This window comes from Amycolatopsis sp. NPDC004378 (genome assembly GCF_053602455.1).
The window spans coordinates 400,442-422,473 of the sequence record NZ_JBSGDR010000005.1; the positions used below are offsets into that span (position 1 = coordinate 400,442).

Sequence of the window (22,032 nt, forward strand, 5' to 3'; positions counted from 1 at the left end):
GCGCAAGCCTACCGGGCGTGGCCGACGTCACCCGCGCGGGTCGAGCCGCCTCAGCTCGGCCTTGAACCGGCGGCCGCGTTCGACGTAGGACTCCACCACCATCGCGATGTTTTCCGCGCTGAAGGACTTGTTTTCCCGCGTCTTCCCCGGCACGCCCAGCGCGATTTCGCCGGTCTTGACGAGCGAGCCGTACGAGAGCACCGCGCCCGCGCCGACCATGCCGCCGTCCTCGATCACCGAGCCGTTGAGCACGACCGAACCGGACGCGATCAGGCAGCCGGTGCCGATCTTCGCGCCCTCGACGTGCACGGCGTGGCCGATCGCCGACGACGGCCCGAGGATCGTCGGGTGCCGCTCGGTGCAGTGCAGGACGCAGCCGTCCTGGACGTTCGACCGCTCGCCGATCTCGATGTAGCCGTGGTCACCCCGCAGCACGGTCTGCGGCCACACCGACGCGTGCGCGCCGATCCGGACGTCGCCGATCACCGTGGCGTCCGGGTGGACGTAGGCGTCGGGGTGGATCGTCGGTTCGAGATCACCGAGTGCGTAGATCGGCATGCCGCCTCCGGGGTGACTGCGGTTTCACTTCCCGTGCGATTGGATCACGCCATCGCCGCGAAGCCGAAAACCAGCCCGCTCGTGCTCCTCCTCGTCGTGCTGACGTGGCTGCTCAGCCTGCCCACCGCGGCCCCGGCGCTGGCGAACGGCCTGGCCGAGACGCCGCCGATGGGCTGGAACAGCTGGAACCAGGTCCGCTGCTACGACCTCACCGAAGACGTCGTCAAGAAGGCGGCCGACGCGCTCGCGGACACCGGCCTGCGCGACGCCGGGTACAAGTACGTCGTCGTCGACGACTGCTGGCAGGCGCCGAAGCGCGCCGCCGACGGCTCGCTGCGGGCCGACCCGGCGCGGTTCCCGCACGGCATCGCCGACCTCGCCGACTACGTGCACTCCCGCGGCCTGCTGTTCGGCATCTACTCCGTCCCCGGCAGCCGGACCTGCGCGATGGCCAACGACGCCTACCCCGCGTCCGGCATCGGCTCGCTCGGCCACGAGCGCCAGGACGCCGAGACGTTCGACCGCTGGGGCGTCGACTACCTCAAGTACGACTGGTGCAACGCCGACACGGTCGACGGCCTCGACCGCAAGGCCGCCTTCGAGAAGATGCGCGACGAGCTGGCCGCGCTGCCGCGCCCGATCGTCTACGCGATCTCCGAATACGGCGTCTCCAGCCCGTGGACCTGGGCGCGGCCGGTCGCGAACCTGTGGCGGACGACCAACGACCTGGTCGCGACCTGGGACTCGGTGCTCGCGACGATCGACCAGCAGGCCGCCGTCGCGCCCCACAGCGGCACCCCCGGCGGCTGGAACGACCCGGACATGCTGCAGGTCGGCAACGGCACGCTGACCGCGGACGAGGCCCGCGCGCACTTCAGCGTCTGGGCCGTGCTGAACGCGCCCCTCTTCGCCGGCACCGATCCGGCGAAGCTCGGCGACACCGACCTCGCGACGCTCGGCAACCCCGAGGCGATCGCCGTCGACCAGGACTTCGCGGGCGGACAGGGCCGCCGGCTCGAAGCGGGTCCCGGCTACCAGGTGTGGGGGAAACCGTTGAGCGACGGCGGTTTCGCGGTGGTGCTGCTCAACACCGGCACCACCACCGCGACCGTCTCCGCGTCGATCCCGGGCACCTGGCGGGTCCGGGACCTGTGGACGCACCGGGACGCCGGAACCGCCGTGAGCGCGTCACTGCGGCCGCACGCAGCGGCCCTGCTGAAGCTCACACCGAGGTGAGCTCCTTGCCGAAGCAGCGGCTTTCCGGCTCGTTCTTGTAGACGCCGAAGTTGGGGATCTCGGTGTACCCCGACGACGTGTAGAGCGCGATGGCCTCGGGCTGCTTGGTGCCGGTCTCCAGGACCGCGCGCTTGCGGCCGCACAGCGCCGCCGTGCGCTCCAGCTCGGACAGGATCATCCGCGCGAACCCGCGGCCGCGGGCCGAGTCGGCGACGTACATCCGCTTGAACTCGGCGTCGCCGTCCCGGAAGTCCGGGGCGGGGCCGTCGTGCGCGCGCCACGCCCCGCAGGCGACGGCTTCTTCGCCTTGGTAGCCGACGAGGAAGACGCCCTGCGGCGGGTCGAAGTCCGCCGGGCTCATCGGGGTCACGTCCTCGTCGCCGTAGCGCTCGACGTACACCTGCTGCACCGCGGCCATGAGCTTGGCCGCGTCGGGGTGGTCGTAGGGGACCGGAACGATTCTCACGTCTGCCGACTTTAGTTCAGCGCCAATGCGTCCAGCCGCCTTCTCGCGCGAACGGCTTGCCGTCCACGGTGATCCCGGAGTCGGCCATCGTGACGACGCCGATCGTGCGCCAGCCCTCGGGCAGCTCGGTGAACGGCGGGAAGGTGGCCGCCAGGGCGTGGTCCTCGCCACCGGTCAGCACCCAGTCCAGGGGGTCGGCGCCCAGCGCGGCCCCGACTTCCTTGAGCCGGGCCGAGACGTCGAGGTCGGCGGTGCGGACGTCGATGCCGACGCCGGACGACTCCCCGATGTGGGCCAGGTCGGCCAGCAGGCCGTCGGAGACGTCGATCATGGCCGTGGCCCCCGCGAGCGCGGCACGAGGACCGGCTTCGTACGGCGGTTCGGGGCAGCGCTGCGCGTTGACGACGCCGACCGGCGAGCGGAAGCCGCGGCCGAGCACGGCCAGGCCGGCGGCCGCCCAGCCGAGCCGTCCGTGGACGGCGACGACGTCGCCGGGCCGGGCGCCCGAGCGCGTCACCGGCTCGCGGTCGCCGAGGTCACCGAGCGCCGTGACGCTGATCACGAGCTGGTCGGCGCGGACCATGTCGCCGCCGGAGACGCCGATGCCGGCGCGGTCGGCCTCGGCCCACATGCCGTCGGCGAGCGCGGTGACGACCTCGCGCGGGGTGTCGGGCGGGCAGGCCAGTCCGACCAGGACGGTGGTCGGGGTGGCGCCCATGGCGGCGATGTCGGCCAGGTTGACCGCGACGGCCTTGCGCCCGACCTGCTCGGGCGAGGACCAGTCGAGCCGGAAGTGGACGCCCTGCACGAGGACGTCGGTCGAGGCGACCACCCGGCCGTCGGGCGCGGCGACGACGGCCGCGTCGTCCCCCGGGCCGAGCAGCGTGCCCGGCGGCTGGCGCCGTCCTTCGGTGACGGCTGCGATGAGTGCGAACTCCCCGGTCTCGGCGACCGTTCCGTCGTTCGGTGACACCGGTCACCTCTGCTTTCTCTACCGGGACAAAGAGTCGATCACCGATAGTCGGATGCCCTATGTTTTTCCGTGAGCTGGCGATACGTTGCTGCTGACGTTCCTACCTTGAGCGACAAGATCCCGACGAAAGGGCGCGCCGTGGTCCACGCATACATCCTCATCCAGACCGAGGTCGGCAAGGCGGCCGCGGTGGCTGCCGAGATCTCCAGCATCCCGGGTGTGACCAGCTCGGAGGATGTCACCGGACCGTACGACGTGATCGTCCGCGCGGCCGCCGACAACGTCGACCAGCTGGGCCAGCTCGTGGTCGCCAAGGTGCAGAACGTGGACGGCATCACCCGGACCCTGACCTGCCCGGTCGTCCACCTCTGACCAGTGGTGTAGTGGTGCCGTGCCAGAATCGGAGACCGGCGCCCCGCCGAAAGTGGTCCTCGTCATAGCGGCGACACTCGCCGTGGCCCTGGCGGTCGCGGTCGCCGTGTTCGCCTTGACGAAGGGGTCCGAGCAACCCGTAGCCGGGCCCCTGCCGCTCGTCCCCGTCCCGGCGCCCGAGGCGAACGCGCCGGGCTGCACGACGCTGATGGGCGCGGTCCCGGCGGAGCTGACGTCCAACGGGACGCCGCTGAAGGTGCGCGAGCTGGCGAACCCGGCCCCGCCGGCGACGGTCGCGTGGGGCGACCAGGACCCGCTCGTGCTGCGCTGCGGGCTCACCCGGCCCCCGGAGCTGACCCCGACGGCGGCGTTGCGCCTGGTGAACGGCGTCCAGTGGCTGCAGGTTCCGGGTGACGGCGCGTCGACGTGGTACGTCGTGGACCGCGAGGTCTACGCAGCCCTGACCGTGCCGGACAGCGCGGGCACCGGGCCGCTGCAGCAGATCTCGGACACGGTCGCGGCGAAGCTGCCGGCCAAGCCGCTGCGCTTCTCCTGAACGTCAGCGCAGGCCCGTGCCCCGGGCGATCGCCGTCTCGACGAGCGTGGTCAGCAGGGTCGCGTAGTCGACGCCGGTGACCTCCCACATCTTCGGGTAGGCCGATTTCGTCGTGAAGCCGGGCATCGTGTTGACCTCGTTGATGGTCAGCTCGCCGTCCGCGCCGACGAAGAAGTCCACCCGGGCCAGGCCCTGGCAGTCGAGTGCGCGGAACGCCTCGACGGCCATCGCGCGGAGCCGGTCGGTCAGCGCGTCGTCGAGCTTGGCCGGGATGTCCAGCTCGGCGTCGTCGCCGAGGTACTTGGTTTCGAAGTCGTACCAGGCGTCTTCGTCCTCCGACAGGACGCGGATCTCGGCGGGCAGCGACGCCTCGACGCGGCCGTCCGGGAACTCGAGGACGCCGCATTCGACCTCGCGGCCGACGACCGCCGCCTCGACGAGGACCTTCGGGTCGGTGGCGCGGGCCAGCTCGATGGCCGCGTCCAGGTCGTCCCACGCGGCGACGCGCGTGATGCCGACCGACGAGCCCGCGCGCGACGGCTTGACGAACACCGGCAGGCCGAGCTTCGCGCGGTCCGCGTCGTCCAAAGTGGACTGATCGCGGCGCAGCGCGGTGTAGGTGCCGACCGGAAGTCCTTCGGCGGCAAGGAGCTTCTTCGCCGTCTCCTTGTCCATGGCGGCCGCGCTGGCCAGGACGCCGGGGCCGACGTACGGGATGCCGGCGAGCTCGAGGAGGCCCTGGATGGTGCCGTCCTCGCCGAAGGCGCCGTGCAGCACCGGGAAGACGACGTCCACCTGGGACAGCAGTTCGCTCTCGCGGCCGGGCTCGACCGCGACGAGCCCCTGGCTGGAGGGGTCGCCGGCGAGGACCAGGCCCTTGCCGTCGTCGACCGACGGCAGTTCGCGACCGCGGATGGCGAGCTGGGCGGAGTCGCCGGTGCCCAGCACCCAGCGGCCTTCCCGGGTGATGCCCACGGGGACGGCTTCGAAGCGCTCCGGATCGAGGTTGCCCAGGACGCTGCCCGCGGACAGGCAGGAGATGGTGTGCTCGCTGCTGCGCCCGCCGAACACGACCGCCACCCGGATCTTCTCGCTCATGGTGAGCCACCGTACCCGGTGACCTCGGCGAACAGCCGAGGCCGGTGCGCCGGGCGGCGCGGGCGGAGCGGCGAGCGCAACCTCGGCGGCGCCCGCGCGTCGCTTCCTACGAGAGGGACTGTCCGCGCAGCAACGACACGAGCGCCGGCAGCGCCGCCACCAGAGCCTCCCGCGCGCAACCCGCGTACCCGATGGCCACCCCGTGCGCCGACGGCTCGCCGGCGAAGTGGCGTGCCAGCCCGTCCAGGCGGATGCCTTGCCGCTCGGCCGACGAGATCACCGACGCCTCCACCGACGCGGACGGGAACGGCACCACCAGGTGCGCCCCCGCGTCGTCGCCGCGGACCTCGATCCCCGCGCCCGAAAGCGCCCCGGCCAGCAAGGTCCGCCGCTCCGCCATCTCGCGGCGGAGTTTGCGCAGGTGACGTCCGAGATCGCCGTTCCGCGCGAATTCGTACAGCACCCGTTGCCCGGCCGGAGACGGGCGCGTGCCGGTGAGGTCGCGGTAGGCCAGCACCGCCGACGTGATCGCTTCCGGCGCCACCATCCACCCCGCGCCCAGCGTCGGCGTGAGGATCTTCGACGTCGTCCCCAGGTGCGCCACCACGTCCGGCGCCAGGGCGGCCAGCATCGGCAGCGGCGCGACGTCGAAGCGCAGCTCGCCGTCGTAGTCGTCCTCGATGACCAGCATCGAAGACGCGCGCGCCCGCTCCACCAGCTCCACCCGCCGCGCCGCGCTCAGCCGGCTGCCCATCGGGTACTGGTGCGCTGGCGAGCAGTACACGGCCCGTGCGCCCGCCGGGATCGCGTCCGGCCGCAGCCCCTCGAAGTCCACCGGCACGCCGGCGACCCGCATGCCCGCCCGCCGGAACGCCTGCACGGCGCGCTGGTAGCCCGGTTCTTCGACGGCGACGACGTCCCCGCGCTCCAGCACCGCGGCCGCCAGCTCGACCACCGCCGCGGTCGTGCCGCCGGTGGCCAGGACCGAGCCCGCCGCCAGGCCGCGGTGGCGCAGGAGGTGCTCCGACACGGCCGCGCGGTACTCCGGCAGCCCCGCCCGGTGGGCCCGGATCAACGGGTCCGGGTCGGCCGCGGCGCGCCAGGCGCGGCGCCAGGCCGCGCGGTCCAGCCCGGCGGCCCAGGGCGTGCCGGGGCCGAGGTCGAGCAGTGACGGCGGTTCGGCCTCGGCGGCCGGGACCGCGCCCGGCGCCGGGACCTCCGAAGCCGAGAACGACGGCGGAGTCGTCACGTACGTGCCCGAGCCGTGCCGGCCGGCGATCCAGCCCTCGGCGTGGAGCTGCTCGTAGGCTGCCGACGTCACCGTGCGGCTGACGCCGAGGCGGCCGGCCAGAGCCCGGGTCGACGGGAGCCGGTCGCCGCCGCGCAGGTGCCCGGTCGCCGCCGCTTCGCGCAGGGCGTCGGCGAGCTGGACGGCCAGCGGGGTCGTCGCGTCCCGGTCGAGGCTGACCGGGAGCGCGGTGTCGGCGTGGGTCACGGGACCTCCTCAAGTGGACTTCCCAAGTGTACGAGAAGTGGACGTTCTCCGATGCCACTGTGCTGGGAGACGCTGGTCGCATGCTGTCCACCACGCCCCGCACCACGCTCGGCCGCAAGAAGCACCGCGCCGTCACCGACCGGTCCGTGCTGTACGACGTCCTGGACGAGGGCCTGATCTGCCACCTCGGGATCGTCCGCGACGGCGTGCCGCTGGTCCTGCCGACCGGCTACGGCCGTGACGGCGACACGCTCTACCTGCACGGTTCCACCGGCGCGGCGAGCCTGCGGACGGCGTCGGGCGACCTCGACGTCTGCGTCACCGTCACCCTGCTCGACGGCATCGTCTACGCGCGGTCGGTGAACAACCACTCGATGAACTACCGCAGCGCGGTGATCTTCGGGAAGGCGGCGCCGGTGGTCGAGGCCGAGGCTAAGCTGCACGGCCTCAAGGTGCTCACCGACCACCTCGCGCCGGGTTCGTGGGAGCACGCCCGCGAGGTCAACGCCAAGGAGTTCGCGTCGGTCAGCGTCCTGGCCCTGGACCTCGCCGAGGCGTCGGTGAAGATGCGCGCCGAGGGCCCGGACGACGAGCAGGAGGACCTCGACGCCGACAGCGCCTGGGCCGGGGTGCTGCCGGTGCGGACGGTCTTCGGCGCGCCCGAGCCGTCCGCCGACCTCTCCCCCGGCTGGTCGACGCCGGCCCACGTCACCGGTCGTGAGTGATCACGACCGGGCCAACGGGAGCCGCACGGTGAAGGTCGTGCGACCCGGCTCCGACTCCACCGAGACCGTGCCGCCGTGGGCCGTCACCAGGGACTGGACCACCGACAGCCCGAGCCCGGTGCCGCCGTGGCCGCGGGTGCGGGAATCGTCGACGCGGAAGAAGCGGTCGAAGATCCGCTCCTGGTCGGCGGGCGCGATCCCCGGCCCGGCGTCGGTCACCTGAACCACCGCATGCGGGCCGCCGGCCGTCACCGAGACGTGCACCGCGGTCCCCGGCGGGGTGTGCACGGCCGCGTTGGCCAGCAGGTTGTCGAGCACCTGCCGCAGCCGGAGCGGGTCCGCGTCCACCGGCGCCGCCGCGAGTGCGGACGTCAGCGGGTGGTCGGGGCGGCCGGCGGTGAACGCGTCCGCCGCGTCCCCGGCCAGCTCGGCGAGGTCGACGCGCTCGGGCCGCAGCGGCGTCTCGGCGGCCCGGGCGTCGAGCCGGGCCAGCAGCAGGAGGTCGTCGACGAGGACGGTCATCCGCGCCGTTTCCTCGCGGATCTTCGTGAGGTGCGCCTCGCGTTCCGCCGGCTCGTTCGCCGCCGCGTAGCGGAAAAGGTCGGCGTAGCCCCGGATCGACGTCAGCGGCGTCCGCAGCTCGTGGGACGCGTCCGCGACGAACCGGCGCAGCCGCTCGTTCGCCTCGGTCTTCGCGGAGAGGGAGGTGTCGATGTGGGCCAGCATCACGTTGAACGCCGTCCGCAGCTCCTCGACTTCGGCGCCGCCGCCCGAGCCCGCCGCCCGCACCGGCAGGTCCGCGTTCGCGGTGAGGTCGTGGGAGGCGATGTCGTGCGCGGTGCCGGCCATGTCGGCCAGCGGGCGCAGGCCGCGGCGCAGCACCAGCCGTCCGACGACCAGCAGCACGGCCAGGGCGAACGCGAAGGCGCCGACCTCGACCCAGACCAGCTGCTGGACGGTGGCGTCGAGGTCCTTCTGCGGGGCGGCACTCAGCAGCACCGAGCCGTTGTCCACCGGGCACGCCCGCACCCGGTACGGCCCGTCGTCGGCGAGGGTGATGGTGCGCGTGACGTCGCCGTCGACCGCGTCGGCGGCGATCTTCGCCAGCGGCTGCGCGTCCCCGGGCAGCCGGCCGCCGGGCTGGGGCGTCGCGACGCCCTCGCGCACCTTGTACAGCGCCGAGTACCAGGAGTAGATCGACTGCGGTGAGCCGTGCGTCTCCCGCAGCTGGGGCAGCTGCTGGTTCTGGCTCTTGGTCAGCTGCTCGTCGAGCCGCCGGTCGAGGTAGCCGTGCATGATCCCGACCATCGAGACGCCGACCACCGCGAACACGACCAGGGCCAGCGCGCCGAGGCCGAGCGTGATCCGGGTGCCCAGCCGCGTGCGCTGCCAAGCCCCGTACCAGCGGGCGAAGAAGCGTTTCACCGGCCGGCCCGGCGCACGACGTAGCCGACGCCGCGCACGGTGTGGATCAGCGGTTCGCCGTCGCCCGCGTCCACCTTGCGCCGCAGGTGCGAGATGACCAGTTCGACCACATTGGACCGGCCGCCGAAGTCGTACTCCCAGACGTGGTCGAGGATCTGGGCTTTCGTGAGCACCGCGGGCGACCGGCGCATGAGGTAGCGCAGCAGCTCGTACTCGGTGGGCGTCAGCTCGGCGAGCCGTTCGCCGCGGCGGACCTCGCGGGTGTCCTCGTCCAGCGTCAGGTCCCCGACGCGCAGGACCGCTCCGCGCGTCACCACCTGGTGCGTGACGCCCGTGCTGCGCCGCAGGACCGCGCGCAACCGGGCCATCAGCTCCTCGACCGAAAACGGTTTCACGAGGTAGTCGTCACCCCCGCGGGTGAGCCCGGCGATGCGGTCGGACGTCGCGTCCTTGGCCGTGAGGAACACCACGGGCACCGCGCTGCCGTGCTCGCGCAGGCGGTCCAGCACCGTGAAGCCGTCGAGGTCGGGCAACATCAGGTCGAGCACGACGATGTCCGGCCCGAACTCCGCGGCCCGGCTCAGCGCGGCCTTCCCCGACCCGGCCGTGACCGCCTGCCAGCCCTCGTACCGGGCGACGGTGGCGACGAGGTCGGCGATGTGCGGCTCGTCGTCGACGACGAGCAGGCGCACGGGTTCGGCGGGCTGCACCACCCCATCTTCTCCCGGCGGCCGCGTGGCGGGCGAGGCGGAACCGCGGGCCGACAGGAATCCGACAGGCGATACCCAGACTCGCCACAGATTCCGCCGCGAGGCTGATCTTCGTGAACCGAACCGAGCAGGAATCCGTGTGACCACCATGACGCAGACCGCCGAGGCCACGCGCCCGGCGATCCGCCCCCGGATCGCCGCGAAATCCGGCCTCTTCCTCCTCGTGGGCGCCAACGTGGCCGCCGTCACCGCCCTGTTCGCACAGGCCGGCCTCTCGGACAACGTGCTGATCAGCATCGGCAGGCTGGCCGGGATGTACGGCGCGCTGGCCATGGCGGTCCAGCTGCTGCTCGTGGCCCGGCTGCCGTGGCTGGACCGGCGGATCGGGATGGACCGGCTGACGTCGTGGCACCGCTGGACCGGCTTCACGATCCTGTGGACCCTGCTGGCGCACCTGGTGTTCATCGTGTTCGGCTACGCGGAGGTCTCGAGCAAGGGCGTCGTCGACGAGCTGGTCGACATGGCGAACCAGCTCGAAGGCATCCTGCGCGCGCTGGTCGCCTTCGCGGTGATCCTGATCGTCGGCGGGGCTTCGGCGAAGTTCGCACGCAAGCGGCTGGCGTACGAGACCTGGCACTTCATCCACCTCTACACCTACGCCGCGATCGTGCTGGCGTTCACCCACCAGATCGCGCTCGGCACGTCGTTCGCCGGTGCCCCGGTGGCGAAGGCCTACTGGTGGACGATGTGGCTCACGGCCGGCGCCGCCGTGCTCGCCGGACGCGTCGTGCTGCCGCTGTGGCGGAACCTGCGCCACCAGCTGCGCGTCACGGCCGTGGTTTCCGAAGCGCCGGACGTGGTTTCGGTGTACATGACCGGAAAGCACCTCGACAGGATGCCCGCGCGCGCCGGCCAGTTCTTCCTGTGGCGGTTCCTCACGAAGGACCGCTGGTGGCAGGCCAACCCCTTCTCGCTGTCGGCCGCACCCGACGGCCGCACGCTGCGCCTGACCGCGAAGGCGCTCGGAGACTCCAGCGCGTCGCTGCGCAGCCTGCGCGTCGGGACGCGCGTGTTCGCCGAAGGCCCGTACGGCGCGTTCACGACCATCCACCAGCAGCGGCCGAACGCGCTGCTCGTCGCGGGCGGCGTCGGCATCACGCCGATCCGCGCGCTGCTCGAGGACATCGACGGCCACGTCGTCGTGCTCTACCGGGTGCGCACCCAGGCCGACGCGGTGCTGCTGCCGGAGCTGAACGGGCTCGCCAAGGCGCGCGGCGCGGTCGTCAGCGTCCTCACCGGACCGGACCAGGCGGTCGGCCCGCGCGGCACGATGCTCGGCCCGGCCAACCTGCACATGATGGTGCCGGACGTGCACGAGCGGGACGTGTTCGTGTGCGGGCCGCCGGGGATGACGGCGGCCGTGCTGCGCAGCCTGCGCGAGCTGAAGGTGCCGAAGACCCAGGTGCACGCCGAACGTTTCAGCCTCGCGGCCTAGGGGGACGTGGTGAAGAGGACCATTTTCGTCGTCATGCTCTCGATCGCGGGGTTCATCGCGGTCTGGCGGTTCGAGCCGGGGCCGGTGCACAACACCGCCGCCACGGCCGCGCCGCCGCCGAGCGTCACGGCACCGTCCCCCTCGGCCACACCGCCTGCTTCGTCCACTCCGGACAGTCCCGATGCGACGGTCACGACCCGGGGTTCGGCGGAGTCGGGCAACTACGGGACCGTCCAGGTCCAGGTGACCTTCACGGGTTCACGCCTGTCGGTGATCACGCTGCTGCAGGCCCCGGACGACGGTCGCGCGCTCACGGCGTTGCCGCGTCTGCAGGAAGAGGCGATGAAGGCGCAGAGCGCGGACATCGACACGGTGACCGGCGCGACCGAGACGAGCGAGTCGTACAAGAAGTCGCTGCAGGCGGCCATCGACGCCCGGGGCAGCAGATGACCACTCGCGTCGAGCAGGTCATGGGCCTGCCGATCTCCCTGGACCTGCGGGACGACGGGGACTTCGCCGAGATCGTCGACGAGGTCTTCGTCTGGTTCCGCGAAGTCGACGCCCGGTTCAGCCCGTTCAAGGAGGACAGTGAGGTCAGCCGGTACGACCGCGGCGAGCTCACCGCCGCCGGGCTGAGCGACGACCTCATCGAAGTCCTCGAACTCTGCGCGTACTACGAACAGCTCTCCGGCGGCGCGTTCCGCGCGCGGCTGCCCGGCCGCGGCCTCGACCCGTGCGCCGTGGTGAAGGGCTGGGCCGTGCAGCGCGCCGCGGACATGCTCAGGGCCGAAGGCGCGACGACGTTCTGCCTCAACGCCGGCGGCGACGTCGTCACCGCGGGCGAGCCGGCACCCGGTCGGGCGTGGCGGGTCGGCGTGCGCCACCCCGAGCAGCCCCTGGCCGTGTGCGCGGTGCTGGAGTCGCGCGACGGCGCCATCGCGACGTCGGCGGCCTACGAGCGCGGCTCGCACATCCTCGACGGCCGCTCCGGCGCGCCGGCGACCGGGCTGATGAGCGTCACCGTCGTGGCCGGCGACCTCGTCACCGCCGACGCCCTGGCCACCGCGGCGTTCGCGATGGGCGCCGAAGGCATCACGTGGGCGGCCGACCGGCCGGACTGCGAGATCCTCATCGTCGACGACAGCCGCCGCGTGCACCGGACGGCGGGCCTCGCCCTGGCGTCCTAAATCGGTTCGCCCCTCGCCCGGGCGCTCCTCCACACTGGGGATCTTCCGACCTCGAGGAGCGCCATGCCGTCGTCCGTCCTGCACGTGTCCGTCGACTGTGCCGACCCCTATGCGCTGTGCCAGTTCTGGAGCCAGGTGCTCGGCAAGCCGATCCCCGACGGGGACCAGCCCGGCGACGACGAGGTCGGCATCGAGCTCGAAGGCGGGATCGACATGCTGTTCCTGCGGGTCCCGGAACCGAAGACGGTCAAGAACCGGCTCCACGTCTGCCTCCGCCCGGATGTCCCGCGCGACGAAGAGGTCGAGCGGCTCCTGGGGCTGGGCGCGACGCTGGTGAACGACCTGCGCAAGCCGGACGGCACGGGCTGGGCCGTCCTCGCCGACCCCGAAGGCAACGAGTTCTGCGTGCTGCGCAGCGCGGCCGAACGGGCGGCGACGTCGTGACCGACTCGTTCGCCGTCAACAAGGCCAACTGGGACGAACGCGCGACGCTGCACGCGGCGTCGCCGAACTACGCGTTCTCGCGGTTCGCCTCCGATCCGGCGCACCTGAGCGCCGTCGTGCGCTTCGACCGGCCGCGCCTGGGCGACGTCGCCGGGCTGCGCGGGGTCCACCTGCAGTGCCACATCGGCACGGACACGGTTTCGCTGGCCCGGCTGGGCGCGGCCATGAGCGGCCTGGACTTCTCGGGCGCGGCGCTGACGGAAGCACGGCGGCTCGCTTCGGCGGCGGGCGTCGAGGTCGATTTCCACGAAGCCAACGTCTACGACGCCGTCGAAGTCCTGGGGGCCGGGCGGTTCGACCTCGTCTACACCGGGATCGGCGCGTTGTGCTGGCTGCCTTCGGCGGCGCGCTGGGCGTCCGTGGTCGCCGGGCTGCTGCGGCCGGGCGGCCGGCTGTTCGTCCGCGAAGGGCACCCGATGCTGTGGGCGCTCGACGAGCGGGCGGACCCGGCGGTGCCGCGGTACCCGTACTTCGAGCACGCCGAGCCGCTGGTCTTCGACGAGCCCGAGACGTACGTCACCACCGACCGGCGCCTGGAGAACAGCGTCAGCCACTCGTGGAACCACTCGCTCGGCGAGATCATCACGGCGCTGCTGGACAACGGTCTGACGCTGACCGGGTTCACCGAGCACGACAGCGTCCCGTGGAACGCGATCCCCGGCCAGATGGCGCACGACGAAGACGCGGACGAATGGCGGATGAAGGACGAGCCGCGGCGGGTCGCGGCGAGCTACACGCTCCAGGCCGTCAAGGGCGGCTGAATAGGGTGGGCGCATGCCCTTGATCGCGGTCGCCACGCTCGGCGGCACCATTTCGATGGCCCCCGTCGCCGGCGAAGGCGGCGCCGTGCCCCGGCTGGGCGCGGCCGAGCTGCTCGGCGGCCTCGGCGACCTGCCGATGGACGTCCTGGCCGAGACGCTGGCCGGCGTCGGCAGCGCGTCGCTGGACTTCGCGACGCTGCTGCGCTGCCGCGACTGGGGGCTGGAGCAGGACGCGGACGGGTTCGTCGTCGTGCAGGGCACGGACACCCTGGAGGAGACGGCGTACTTCCTGGACCTGTGCTGGCCGTCGGAGCAGCCGGTGGTGGTCACCGGGGCGATGCGCAACGCGGGCCTGCTCAGCCCGGACGGCCCCGCGAACCTGCGCAACGCCCTGACGGTGGCGGCCGACCCGCGCAGCCGCGGCCGGGGCGCCCTGGTGACGTTGAACGACGACGTCCACGCGGCGCGCTGGGTCCGCAAAGCGCACACGAGCCACCTGGAGGCGTTTTCCTCGGCGCCGGCAGGGCCGCTCGGCATGGTCGTCGAGCAGGCGGTGCACTACTTCCACCCGTCGCCGCCGCGGCTGCCTTCCTTGGGGGGAACGGACTTCTCGGGGTTGGTCCCCGTGGTGGAGGCGGGTCTGGACGACTCGGGCGAGGTGCTCTCGTACCTGGCTTCGCAGCCGGGCGTGCGCGGGATCGTGGTGGCGGCGACGGGCGTCGGGCACGTCTCTTCCGGCACCGCCGACGTGGTGGCGCGGCTGGTGCCGTCGCTGCCGGTGGTCGTCGCGTCCCGGACGGGCGCGGGCCCGACGCTGCGCTCGACGTACGGCTTCCACGGCTCGGAGTCGAGCCTGATCGCGCTGGGCGCGACGATGGCCGGCTGGCTGGACGCGCGGAAGGCCCGGATCCTGCTGCACGCGCTGCTGGCGTCCGGTGCGGACCGATCGGCGATCGAGCGGGAGTTCCGCCTGCGCGGGGACCTGGACTGAGCGGTTCAGTCCAGGACCGGGCCGCCCAGCGGGTCGAGGTGGTACGAGCGCATCGTGCGCTCGGCGTCCCGGTAGACGTGGAGCGAGATCGCCGGGTCGGGGCCGTCGTTGCGGACCTCGTGCACGTACCCCGGCCCGAACACGCGCGACTGCCCCGCCGAGAGCGCGTGCAGCTCGGTGACCGCGCGGCCGTCCGGCGCGCGGCGGGCCACGGCTTCCGTCAGCCGGCCGGTGACCAGCGTGAACGCGCCGCTGGCGAACGCGTGGTCGTGCAGGTCGGTGCGCTGGCCGGGCAGCCAGCTCATCAGCCAGACCTCCTGCTGCTCGTCCTTCGCGACGAGCGCGGCGAAGCGCTGGTCGGGGTCGTAGCGCAGCAGGTGCTTCCAGCGGTCGCGGTCGGCGGCGAACTCCAGCGCGACGCGCACCGGGTGGCGCAGCGCGGGGTTCTCGGGACGCAGCAGGGTGTTGTCCGGAACGGCGAACATGAGGGTCCTCACGGAAGAAGAAGGGTGTCGAGCTGGGCCGGGGCGGGGTTCACCGACAACAGCGACACGCGCACATGACGGCGCGCAGGCCCGTGCGGCCCCGCAGCTCAGTCATCTCGTACGCGAACATGGCACCCAGCGTTCCGTACCGCCCGGGACCGGTCAAGCCGCTCCCAGCATCCGGGCGGTAGGTCACACCGTCAGGACCACTCGTGCTTCTGGGAGCGCCCGAGCAGCTCCGCGCCCGCCTGCCGCGGGTCGACGCCTTCGTGGCAGACGCGGTGCATCGCGTCGGTGATCGGCATGTCGACACCGACGCTCTGCGCCAGCGCACGGATCGACGAGCACGACATCACGCCCTCGGCGACCTGCCCGCCGGCCGCCGCCTGCGCCTGTTCGAGCGTCTCGCCGCGGCCGAGGCGCTCCCCGAAGGTCCGGTTGCGCGAAAGCGGCGACGAGCAGGTCGCGACCAGGTCGCCGACGCCGGCGAGCCCGGCGAACGTCAGCGGGTCCGCGCCCAGCTTGGCGCCGAGGCGGGCCATCTCGGCCAGGCCGCGGGTGATGAGCGTCGCCATGGTGTTGGTGCCGAGGCCGAGGCCGGCGGCCATCCCGGTGCTGAGCGCGATGACGTTCTTGCAGGCGCCGCCGAGCTCGCAGCCGACGACGTCGGTGTTGGTGTACGGGCGGAAGTAGGAGTTGGCGCAGGCGCGCTGGATCGCGACGGCGCGTTCGTGGTCCGCGCAGGCGAGCACCGACGCGGACGGCTGCCCGGCGGCGATCTCCTTGGCCAGGTTCGGCCCGGTGACCACGACGACGTCGCCGGCGTCGATCCCGACGATCTCGCCGATCACCTCGCTCATCCGCTTGAGCGTGCCGAGCTCGACGCCCTTGGCGAGGCTGACGAGGATCGCGTCCGGCGGCAGGAGGGGGCGCCACGCCGAGAGGTTCGCCCGCAGGCTCTGACTGGGCACCGCGAGGACGACGGCCTCCGCGCTTTCGAGGGCCTTCGCGGGGTCGCTGGTCGCGGTGATGTTCTCCGGGAGCACGACGCCGGGCAGGTAGGCGCTGTTGACGTGCCGCTCGCGGATGTCGTCGGCGACCTGCTCGCGGCGCGCCCACATCGTGACGTCGCGGCCGGCGTCGCCGAGCACCTTCGCGAAGGCGGTGCCCCACGAACCGGCCCCGAGGACGGTGACCCGCTGGACGTCGGCGCGCATCAGGCCGGGTCCTCCGGCTTCGCCGCCGGCGGTTCTTCGTGGCGGGTCTCGGCGAGCAGCCGGGTCACCTCGTCCATCATGACCTTGGTGACCTCGCGCAGCTTGGACGCGCTGCGCGCGCTGCCTTCGCGGTAGGCCGAGAGGTCGAGGGGGTCGCCGACGTTGTGGGTGATCGTCTTGCGCGGGAACGGCTTGAACTTCTTGGTGTAGCCGTTGAAGAGCTGGCTGGTGCCCCAGCGGGCGATCGGGATCACGGGGACGTCGTTCTGCAGCGCGAGCCGCGCGGCGCCGGTGAAGGACTCCTTCGGCCAGCCGGCCGGGTCCTTGGTGATGGTGCCCTCGGGGTAGATGACGACGATCTTCCCCTCCTGGAGGGCCTGGTGGGCGGCCTTGAGACTGTCCCCGGCGGCGGCCGACCCGCGCGAGACGGGAATCTGCCCGGACCCGACGAAGACCTTCCCGAAGATCGGCGTCCGGGTCAGGCTTTCCTTCCCGAGGAAGCGCGGAACCCGCTTCTGCCGGTGCACGAACACGGCGTCGACGACGGGGTCGAGGTGCGAGATGTGGTTGAGCACGAGCAGCGCGGGCCCCTGCCGCGGAACCTTCTCGTTCCCGACGTAAACCCGCCGCGCGATACCGGTGAGCGGGTAGAACACGGCGGCGGCCAACCCCACCCAGAAGCCGCCCTTCTCACGCCGGGCCACGATCTCCTCCTCCACGGTTCAGGTCCCCAGATCCTGCCGCGCCGGGGTCGGGCCAGTCCAGGGAGGGTGGGTTCAGCCACGACCCGGCCCCTCGACCGGGGCGGCCGGGGCAGCCGTGGGCCCGGCTCGGCGATCCGGCCGGGGGTTGCGTCGGTGTGGCTTGCCATGAGTGTCAGAACCGCCCCGAACACTCACGACAAGCCACGGAAGACCTGCTCGCGGCCGGTCAAGTGCTCGGGATTGGCCGCCGGCGCCCGGCCAGGCTGCGCCCAGCCCAATCCGGCCGGCCACGCCACTCGGCCCACCCCAGCGGTGCCCCCTTCAGGCCCGCGGCGCCCCACCTCGTCCCGGCCTGGCCCGGCGCCCGGCGCCCGGCGCCCGGCCAGGCTGCGCCCAGCCCAATCCGGCTGGCCACGCCACTCGGCGCCCACCCCCAGCGGTGCCCCCCTCAGGCCCGCGGCGCCCCACCCGGCCCGGCCAGGCCCGGTGCCCAGCGGTGCCCCTCACGCCCGGCGGCACCCCACCCGGCCCGGCCAGGTTCAGCGCACAGCACCACTCCCGGCGGCTCGGCGGCCACGCCACCCGCCCCACCCCAGCGGCGCCCCTCACGCCCGGCGGCACCCCACCCGGCCCGGCCAGGTTCGACGCCCAGCGCCACTCCCGGCCGGCTCGGCGGCCACGCCACCAGCACCCCGGCCCGGCGACCCACCCAGCCTGCGACCAGGCCCGGTCCACCCGCGCGTCGCCGCGGTTCGTGCTCCGGCCGGCCCCCGCCCCACACAACGCAAGCCCACCCTCCCTGGGGGCCACCCCGTCTCGAGCGTATCGACCCCCACCGACGGAAACCCCGGCTCGAACACCCCGCACCCCGAGTTGTCCACAACCCGGACCACCTGTGGACAACTCGCCCGTCCGCCGACGCGCCTGCGCCGTTTCGGGTAAAGATGGACACGTGGACGTGGACCTGGTCGTGCCGATGAAACACCCCCGTGACGGCAAGTCGCGGCTGCGTGGTGCCGTCGACCCCGGACTGCACCCCGGGCTCGTCCTGGCCTTGGCCGCCGACACCCTCGCCGCCGTGACGTCGAGTGCGCACGTCCGGCGCGTGCTGCTCGTCGCGTCCGATCCCGACGCCGTCGCCGAGCTGGGCGAGCTCGGGGTCGAGATCGTCGCCGAGCCGGCCGAGAAGACCCTCAACGCCGCCTTTCGCCACGGTGAGGCCCTGCTCCGCGCCGATGACCCCCACGGCGTCGTCGGGGCGCTGCAAGCCGACCTCCCCGCCCTGCGCGCGGGCGATCTCTCGGCCGCGCTGAAAGAGGCCGACCACCGCCGGGCCTTCGTCGCCGACCGGCAGGGCACCGGCACCACCCTCTTGCTGTCCGCGCCCGGCGCGCCCCTCGACCCACGCTTCGGCCCCGGCTCGGCGGGCGCGCACCGCGGCTCCGGAGCCGTCGCGCTCGGCGGCGCTTTCCCGTCCCTGCGCAGCGATGTCGACACGCCCGGGGACCTCGCCCACGCGCGCGGCCTGGGTGTCGGGAAACACACCGCCGCACGCCTCGGCGAAACCTCCGCTGAGCTGTTCACCTGACCTTCACCGCGGTCTGCGCAATTCGGCGCGGCTTAGTGAAGAATGGGTGCGGTGAGCACAGCAGACGGCAGCACGCCCGCACCGCGGAGGCGACGGAACCCGGCGAACGGATCTTCGGAGACGGCCAAGAAGACCACGCCGGCGAAGCGCGAGCCGGCGAAGTCCAGCGCGCGTGACGTCGCGGCCCGCACCACCGCCGCGAAGGCCCGGCCCCGCAAGACCACCGCGGCCGCTGCCCAGCCCACGACGAGCAAGACCACCAGAACCGGCAAGGCGCCCCGCGCGGCCGAGCGCCCCGCCGAGGAGTTCCGCGCCGTCCCGTCGGCGCCGCCCGCGGTCACCAGCGCGCCGACCGCCGTCGAGACGCTGCCGGACGACCGGTACTTCAACCGCGAGCTCTCCTGGCAGGACTTCAACGCCCGCGTGCTCGCGCTGGCCGAGGACGAGTCGCAGCCGCTGCTCGAACGGACGAAGTTCCTCGCGATCTTCGCGTCCAATCTGGACGAGTTCTACATGGTCCGCGTCGCCGGCCTGAAGCGCCGCGACGAGACGGGCCTGCTGGTGCGCAGCGCGGACGGGCTCACCCCGCGCGAGCAGCTCGACTACATCGCCAAGCGCAACCAGGACCTGGTCGAGCGGCAGACCGGCGCGTTCGAGAAGCACCTGCGCCCGCAGCTGGCCGAGTACGACATCCGGATCGTCGGCTGGGCCGACCTGTCCGGCGCCGACCAGCTCCGGCTCTCCAGCTACTTCTCCGAGCAGATCTTCCCGGTGCTGACGCCGCTGGCGGTCGACCCGGCGCACCCGTTCCCGTACATTTCGGGCCTTTCGCTCAACCTCGCGGTGACGGTCCGCGACCCCGAGGGCGGCACCGAGCGCTTCGCCCGGGTGAAGGTGCCGAGCAACGTGCCGCGCCTGATGCGCGTCGAGAACGAGCGCACCAGCCGCACCGCGACGTTCCTGCCCCTCGAAGAGCTCATCGCCGCGCACCTGGGCGAGCTGTTCACCGGGATGGACGTCACCGAGCACCACGTCTTCCGCGTCACCCGCAACGCCGACTTCGAGGTCGACGAAGACCGTGACGAAGACCTGCTGCAGGCCCTCGAGCGCGAGCTGGCGCAGCGCCGGTTCGGCCCGCCGGTGCGCCTCGAGGTCGCCCAGGACATGAGCGAGCACATGCTCGAGCTGCTGCTGCGCGAGCTGGACGTCGACCCGGCGGACGTCGTCGAGGTGCCCGGCCTGCTCGACCTGACCTGCCTGCACCAGCTGTCCAGTGTGGACCGCAAGGAGCTGAAGGACCGGCCGTTCGTGCCGGCGACGCACCCGGCGTTCGGCGAGCGCGAGACGCCGAAGAGCGTCTTCGCGACGCTGCGCGAGGGCGACGTGCTCGTGCACCACCCGTACGACTCGTTCTCCACGAGCGTGCAGCGGTTCATAGAGCAGGCAGCGGCCGACTCGAAGGTCCTCGCGATCAAGCAGACGCTGTACCGGACGTCGGGCGACTCGCCGATCGTCGACGCGCTGATCGACGCCGCCGAGGCGGGCAAGCAGGTCGTCGCGCTGGTAGAGATCAAGGCGCGGTTCGACGAGCAGGCGAACATCACCTGGGCGCGCACGCTGGAGCGCGCGGGCGTGCACGTCGTGTACGGCCTGGTCGGGCTGAAGACGCACTGCAAGGTGTCGATGGTGGTGCGCCAGGAGGGCTCGACCATCCGCCGCTACTGCCACATCGGCACCGGCAACTACAACCCGAAGACCGCGCGGCTGTACGAGGACCTCGGCCTGCTCACGGCCGACCCGAGCATCGGCGCGGACATCACGGACCTGTTCAACGTGCTGACCGGCTACTCGCGGCAGGACACCTACCGGACGATCCTGACGTCGCCGCACGGCATCCGCCGCGGCATCGTGCGCGCGATCGGCGAGGAGATCGAGCTGGCGCGGGCCGGGCAGCGGGCCGGGATCCGGATCAAGTGCAACTCGCTGGTCGACGAGCAGGTGATCGACGCGCTGTACCACGCGTCGCAGGCCGGGGTGCCGGTCGACATCGTCGTCCGCGGGATCTGCGCGCTGAAGCCGGGCGTCGAGGGGTTGTCGGAAAACATCCACGTCCGGTCGATCCTCGGCCGGTTCCTGGAGCACTCGCGGGTCTTCCACTTCCGGGCAGGCGGGACGCACTGGATCGGCAGCGCGGACATGATGCACCGCAACCTGGACCGGCGGATCGAGGCGCTGGTGCGCGTCAAGGACCCGAAGCTGACGCGGCAGCTCGACGACATCTTCGACTCGGCGCTCGACCCCGAGACGCGGTGCTGGGTGCTGACCGCCAGCGGCGAGTGGTCGCCGTTCCCGGCGGAAGGCTCGCGCGTCCGCGACCACCAGCTGGAACTCGCGAAGCTGCACGGGGCCGCCGGATGACCCAGGAGGTACGGGCGGCCGGCGCGGTGCTGTGGCGCGCCGCCGGGCGGGAGACGGAAGTCGCCCTGGTGCACCGCCCGCGGTACGACGACTGGTCGTTGCCGAAGGGAAAGCTCGACCCCGGCGAGACGATCGCCGAGGCCGCCGTCCGCGAAGTGCGGGAGGAGACCGGGTTCGACGGGATCCTGGGCCGCTACCTGACCCGGACGGAGTATTCGGTGCCCACGCGCAACGGGTCCGGCACTGTCCCGAAGAAGGTCGACTACTTCAGCGCCGAAGCCGTTTCCGGCGAGTTCGAGGTCAACCACGAGGTCGACGAGTTGCGCTGGCTCGCCCCGACGGCGGCGGAGAAGCTGCTGACGCGCCCGGAAGACGTGCGGGTGCTGCGGTCTTTTTGCGAGCTGCCGGTCGACGTCACGACGGTCGTCCTGGTGCGGCACGCGAAGGCGGGCAAGCGCGACGACTGGTCCGGCGACGACGACCTGAGGCCGTTGTCGGACGCCGGACAACGGCAGGCGTCGGCGCTGCGGCGAGTGCTGGCGCTGTTCGGGCCGGACCGCGTGCTGTCGGCGCCGCGGCTGCGGTGCGTGCAGACGGTGGGCGGGGTCGCGGAGGACCTGGGGGCCGACGTGCGGCACGAGCCGCTGTTGTCGGAGGAGGGCTACTGGCCGGACCCGGTGCTGGGCGTCGCGCGGCTGCTGGCGGTGGCCGGCGACGGCGGCACCCCGGTGGTGTGCAGCCAGGGCGGCGTGATCCCGGACCTGGTCAGCGCACTGGCGGACCGCGACGGCGTCGAGCTGGCCGCCGCCCGAGGCGGCGTGGTGCCGAGCAAGAAGGGCTCGTTCTGGGTGCTGTCGTTCCGCGCCCCGACCACGGACGAGGGCCCGGTCCTGCTGGCGGCGGACTACTACCCGAGCGCGCTGCCGACACCCTCGCCCAGCCACCGCTGAGCGCTTGTCCACAAGCCGTCCGTGATGTGGGCAATCGGCCGCGGCTGCGGGCTTTCCCCGGCTTTTCGTCGGCGGCCCCCGATACGCTGGACAAGGGCACGCCCCCCAGGGAGGGCGG

The 22,032-nt window shown here is 72.7% G+C and carries 23 protein-coding genes; 13 read left to right on the forward strand and 10 right to left on the reverse strand.

Features of this window, described 5'->3' with window-relative positions:
* Positions 1-27: 27 nt before the first annotated feature.
* Complete coding sequence (locus ACWEN0_RS19495; protein ID WP_451975010.1) at positions 28-558, reverse strand: gamma carbonic anhydrase family protein; 531 nt, start codon at positions 556-558, stop codon at positions 28-30.
* A 33-nt stretch (positions 559-591) separates the two neighbouring features.
* Between ACWEN0_RS19495 and ACWEN0_RS19500 the strand changes: the two genes are divergently transcribed.
* The gene (locus ACWEN0_RS19500; RefSeq protein WP_451975012.1) at positions 592-1,794 is read left to right on the forward strand and encodes a glycoside hydrolase family 27 protein; all 1,203 of its coding nucleotides are present in this window, start codon (positions 592-594) and stop codon (positions 1,792-1,794) included.
* On the opposite strand, the gene ACWEN0_RS19505 is transcribed toward ACWEN0_RS19500, so the two are convergent.
* Both ACWEN0_RS19505 and ACWEN0_RS19510 read right to left on the reverse strand, forming a co-directional pair.
* On the reverse strand, positions 1,781-2,260 hold the full coding sequence (locus tag ACWEN0_RS19505; protein WP_451975014.1) for a GNAT family N-acetyltransferase: 480 nt from the start codon (positions 2,258-2,260) through the stop codon (positions 1,781-1,783). The two genes, ACWEN0_RS19500 and ACWEN0_RS19505, sit on opposite strands and share 14 nt — an antisense overlap.
* Positions 2,261-2,276: 16 nt before the next feature.
* Positions 2,277-3,233 carry a thiamine-phosphate kinase gene (locus tag ACWEN0_RS19510; protein ID WP_451975016.1) on the reverse strand — a complete coding sequence of 319 codons (957 nt, stop codon included), beginning with the start codon at positions 3,231-3,233 and terminating at the stop codon, positions 2,277-2,279.
* A 138-nt stretch (positions 3,234-3,371) separates the two neighbouring features.
* Here ACWEN0_RS19510 and ACWEN0_RS19515 point away from each other — a divergent pair, with 138 nt between their 5' ends.
* Positions 3,372-3,605 carry an Lrp/AsnC family transcriptional regulator gene (locus ACWEN0_RS19515; protein ID WP_285454796.1) on the forward strand — a complete coding sequence of 78 codons (234 nt, stop codon included), beginning with the start codon at positions 3,372-3,374 and terminating at the stop codon, positions 3,603-3,605.
* Positions 3,606-3,624: 19 nt separating this feature from the next.
* Positions 3,625-4,161, forward strand: a complete 537-nt coding sequence (locus ACWEN0_RS19520) for a DUF3515 domain-containing protein (RefSeq protein ID WP_451975018.1) — start codon at positions 3,625-3,627, stop codon at positions 4,159-4,161.
* A gap of 3 nt (positions 4,162-4,164) precedes the next feature.
* On the opposite strand, the gene ACWEN0_RS19525 is transcribed toward ACWEN0_RS19520, so the two are convergent.
* Complete coding sequence (locus ACWEN0_RS19525) at positions 4,165-5,259, reverse strand: D-alanine--D-alanine ligase family protein (protein ID WP_451975020.1); 1,095 nt, start codon at positions 5,257-5,259, stop codon at positions 4,165-4,167.
* A 106-nt stretch (positions 5,260-5,365) separates the two neighbouring features.
* A complete protein-coding gene (pdxR, locus tag ACWEN0_RS19530) occupies positions 5,366-6,754 on the reverse strand; it encodes a MocR-like pyridoxine biosynthesis transcription factor PdxR (RefSeq protein ID WP_451975022.1) in 1,389 nt (462 codons plus the stop codon).
* A gap of 80 nt (positions 6,755-6,834) precedes the next feature.
* On the opposite strand from pdxR, the gene ACWEN0_RS19535 reads away from it, so the two are divergent.
* A complete protein-coding gene (locus tag ACWEN0_RS19535) occupies positions 6,835-7,479 on the forward strand; it encodes a pyridoxamine 5'-phosphate oxidase family protein (RefSeq protein WP_451975024.1) in 645 nt (214 codons plus the stop codon).
* Here the strand turns inward: ACWEN0_RS19535 and ACWEN0_RS19540 are convergent, their stop codons facing one another.
* Positions 7,480-8,904 carry a sensor histidine kinase gene (locus ACWEN0_RS19540; protein ID WP_451975026.1) on the reverse strand — a complete coding sequence of 475 codons (1,425 nt, stop codon included), beginning with the start codon at positions 8,902-8,904 and terminating at the stop codon, positions 7,480-7,482. It abuts the gene before it with no gap.
* Positions 8,901-9,614 (reverse strand): response regulator transcription factor, encoded by a 714-nt coding sequence (locus ACWEN0_RS19545; RefSeq protein WP_451975208.1) that lies wholly within the window; start codon positions 9,612-9,614, stop codon positions 8,901-8,903. The genes ACWEN0_RS19540 and ACWEN0_RS19545 overlap by 4 nt, the downstream gene beginning before the upstream one ends.
* A gap of 148 nt (positions 9,615-9,762) precedes the next feature.
* On the opposite strand from ACWEN0_RS19545, the gene ACWEN0_RS19550 reads away from it, so the two are divergent.
* The 6 genes from ACWEN0_RS19550 to ACWEN0_RS19575 all read left to right on the forward strand — a co-directional run bounded on the left by ACWEN0_RS19550 (position 9,763) and on the right by ACWEN0_RS19575 (position 14,552).
* Positions 9,763-11,109, forward strand: a complete 1,347-nt coding sequence (locus tag ACWEN0_RS19550; protein ID WP_451975211.1) for a ferredoxin reductase family protein — start codon at positions 9,763-9,765, stop codon at positions 11,107-11,109.
* A 9-nt stretch (positions 11,110-11,118) separates the two neighbouring features.
* Positions 11,119-11,559, forward strand: coding sequence for an FMN-binding protein (locus ACWEN0_RS19555; RefSeq protein ID WP_451975028.1), 441 nt, complete (start codon positions 11,119-11,121; stop codon positions 11,557-11,559).
* The gene (locus tag ACWEN0_RS19560; protein ID WP_451975030.1) at positions 11,556-12,296 is read left to right on the forward strand and encodes an FAD:protein FMN transferase; all 741 of its coding nucleotides are present in this window, start codon (positions 11,556-11,558) and stop codon (positions 12,294-12,296) included. Before ACWEN0_RS19555 ends, ACWEN0_RS19560 begins: the two co-directional genes overlap by 4 nt.
* A gap of 63 nt (positions 12,297-12,359) precedes the next feature.
* Positions 12,360-12,740 carry a VOC family protein gene (locus tag ACWEN0_RS19565; protein WP_451975032.1) on the forward strand — a complete coding sequence of 127 codons (381 nt, stop codon included), beginning with the start codon at positions 12,360-12,362 and terminating at the stop codon, positions 12,738-12,740.
* Positions 12,737-13,561 carry a class I SAM-dependent methyltransferase gene (locus ACWEN0_RS19570; protein ID WP_451975034.1) on the forward strand — a complete coding sequence of 275 codons (825 nt, stop codon included), beginning with the start codon at positions 12,737-12,739 and terminating at the stop codon, positions 13,559-13,561. Before ACWEN0_RS19565 ends, ACWEN0_RS19570 begins: the two co-directional genes overlap by 4 nt.
* 13 nt (positions 13,562-13,574) lie before the next feature.
* Entirely contained in the window at positions 13,575-14,552 is a 978-nt protein-coding gene (locus ACWEN0_RS19575) for an asparaginase (RefSeq protein WP_451975036.1), read from the forward strand.
* Between the two features lie 5 nt (positions 14,553-14,557).
* On the opposite strand, the gene ACWEN0_RS19580 is transcribed toward ACWEN0_RS19575, so the two are convergent.
* The 3 genes from ACWEN0_RS19580 to ACWEN0_RS19590 form a co-directional block, all read right to left on the reverse strand.
* The gene (locus tag ACWEN0_RS19580) at positions 14,558-15,037 is read right to left on the reverse strand and encodes a cysteine dioxygenase (protein ID WP_451975214.1); all 480 of its coding nucleotides are present in this window, start codon (positions 15,035-15,037) and stop codon (positions 14,558-14,560) included.
* Positions 15,038-15,237: 200 nt separating this feature from the next.
* Entirely contained in the window at positions 15,238-16,254 is a 1,017-nt protein-coding gene (locus ACWEN0_RS19585) for an NAD(P)H-dependent glycerol-3-phosphate dehydrogenase (RefSeq protein ID WP_451975038.1), read from the reverse strand.
* Complete coding sequence (locus ACWEN0_RS19590; protein ID WP_451975040.1) at positions 16,254-16,973, reverse strand: lysophospholipid acyltransferase family protein; 720 nt, start codon at positions 16,971-16,973, stop codon at positions 16,254-16,256. The genes ACWEN0_RS19585 and ACWEN0_RS19590 overlap by 1 nt, the downstream gene beginning before the upstream one ends.
* A gap of 937 nt (positions 16,974-17,910) precedes the next feature.
* Here ACWEN0_RS19590 and cofC point away from each other — a divergent pair.
* The 3 genes from cofC to ACWEN0_RS19605 are packed head-to-tail and all read left to right on the forward strand — an operon-like array spanning position 17,911 to position 21,914.
* Complete coding sequence (gene cofC / locus ACWEN0_RS19595; RefSeq protein ID WP_451975042.1) at positions 17,911-18,546, forward strand: 2-phospho-L-lactate guanylyltransferase; 636 nt, start codon at positions 17,911-17,913, stop codon at positions 18,544-18,546.
* A gap of 42 nt (positions 18,547-18,588) precedes the next feature.
* Entirely contained in the window at positions 18,589-20,964 is a 2,376-nt protein-coding gene (locus ACWEN0_RS19600; protein WP_451975044.1) for an RNA degradosome polyphosphate kinase, read from the forward strand.
* Positions 20,961-21,914, forward strand: coding sequence for an NUDIX hydrolase (locus ACWEN0_RS19605; RefSeq protein WP_451975046.1), 954 nt, complete (start codon positions 20,961-20,963; stop codon positions 21,912-21,914). Before ACWEN0_RS19600 ends, ACWEN0_RS19605 begins: the two co-directional genes overlap by 4 nt.
* Positions 21,915-22,032 lie beyond the last annotated feature (118 nt).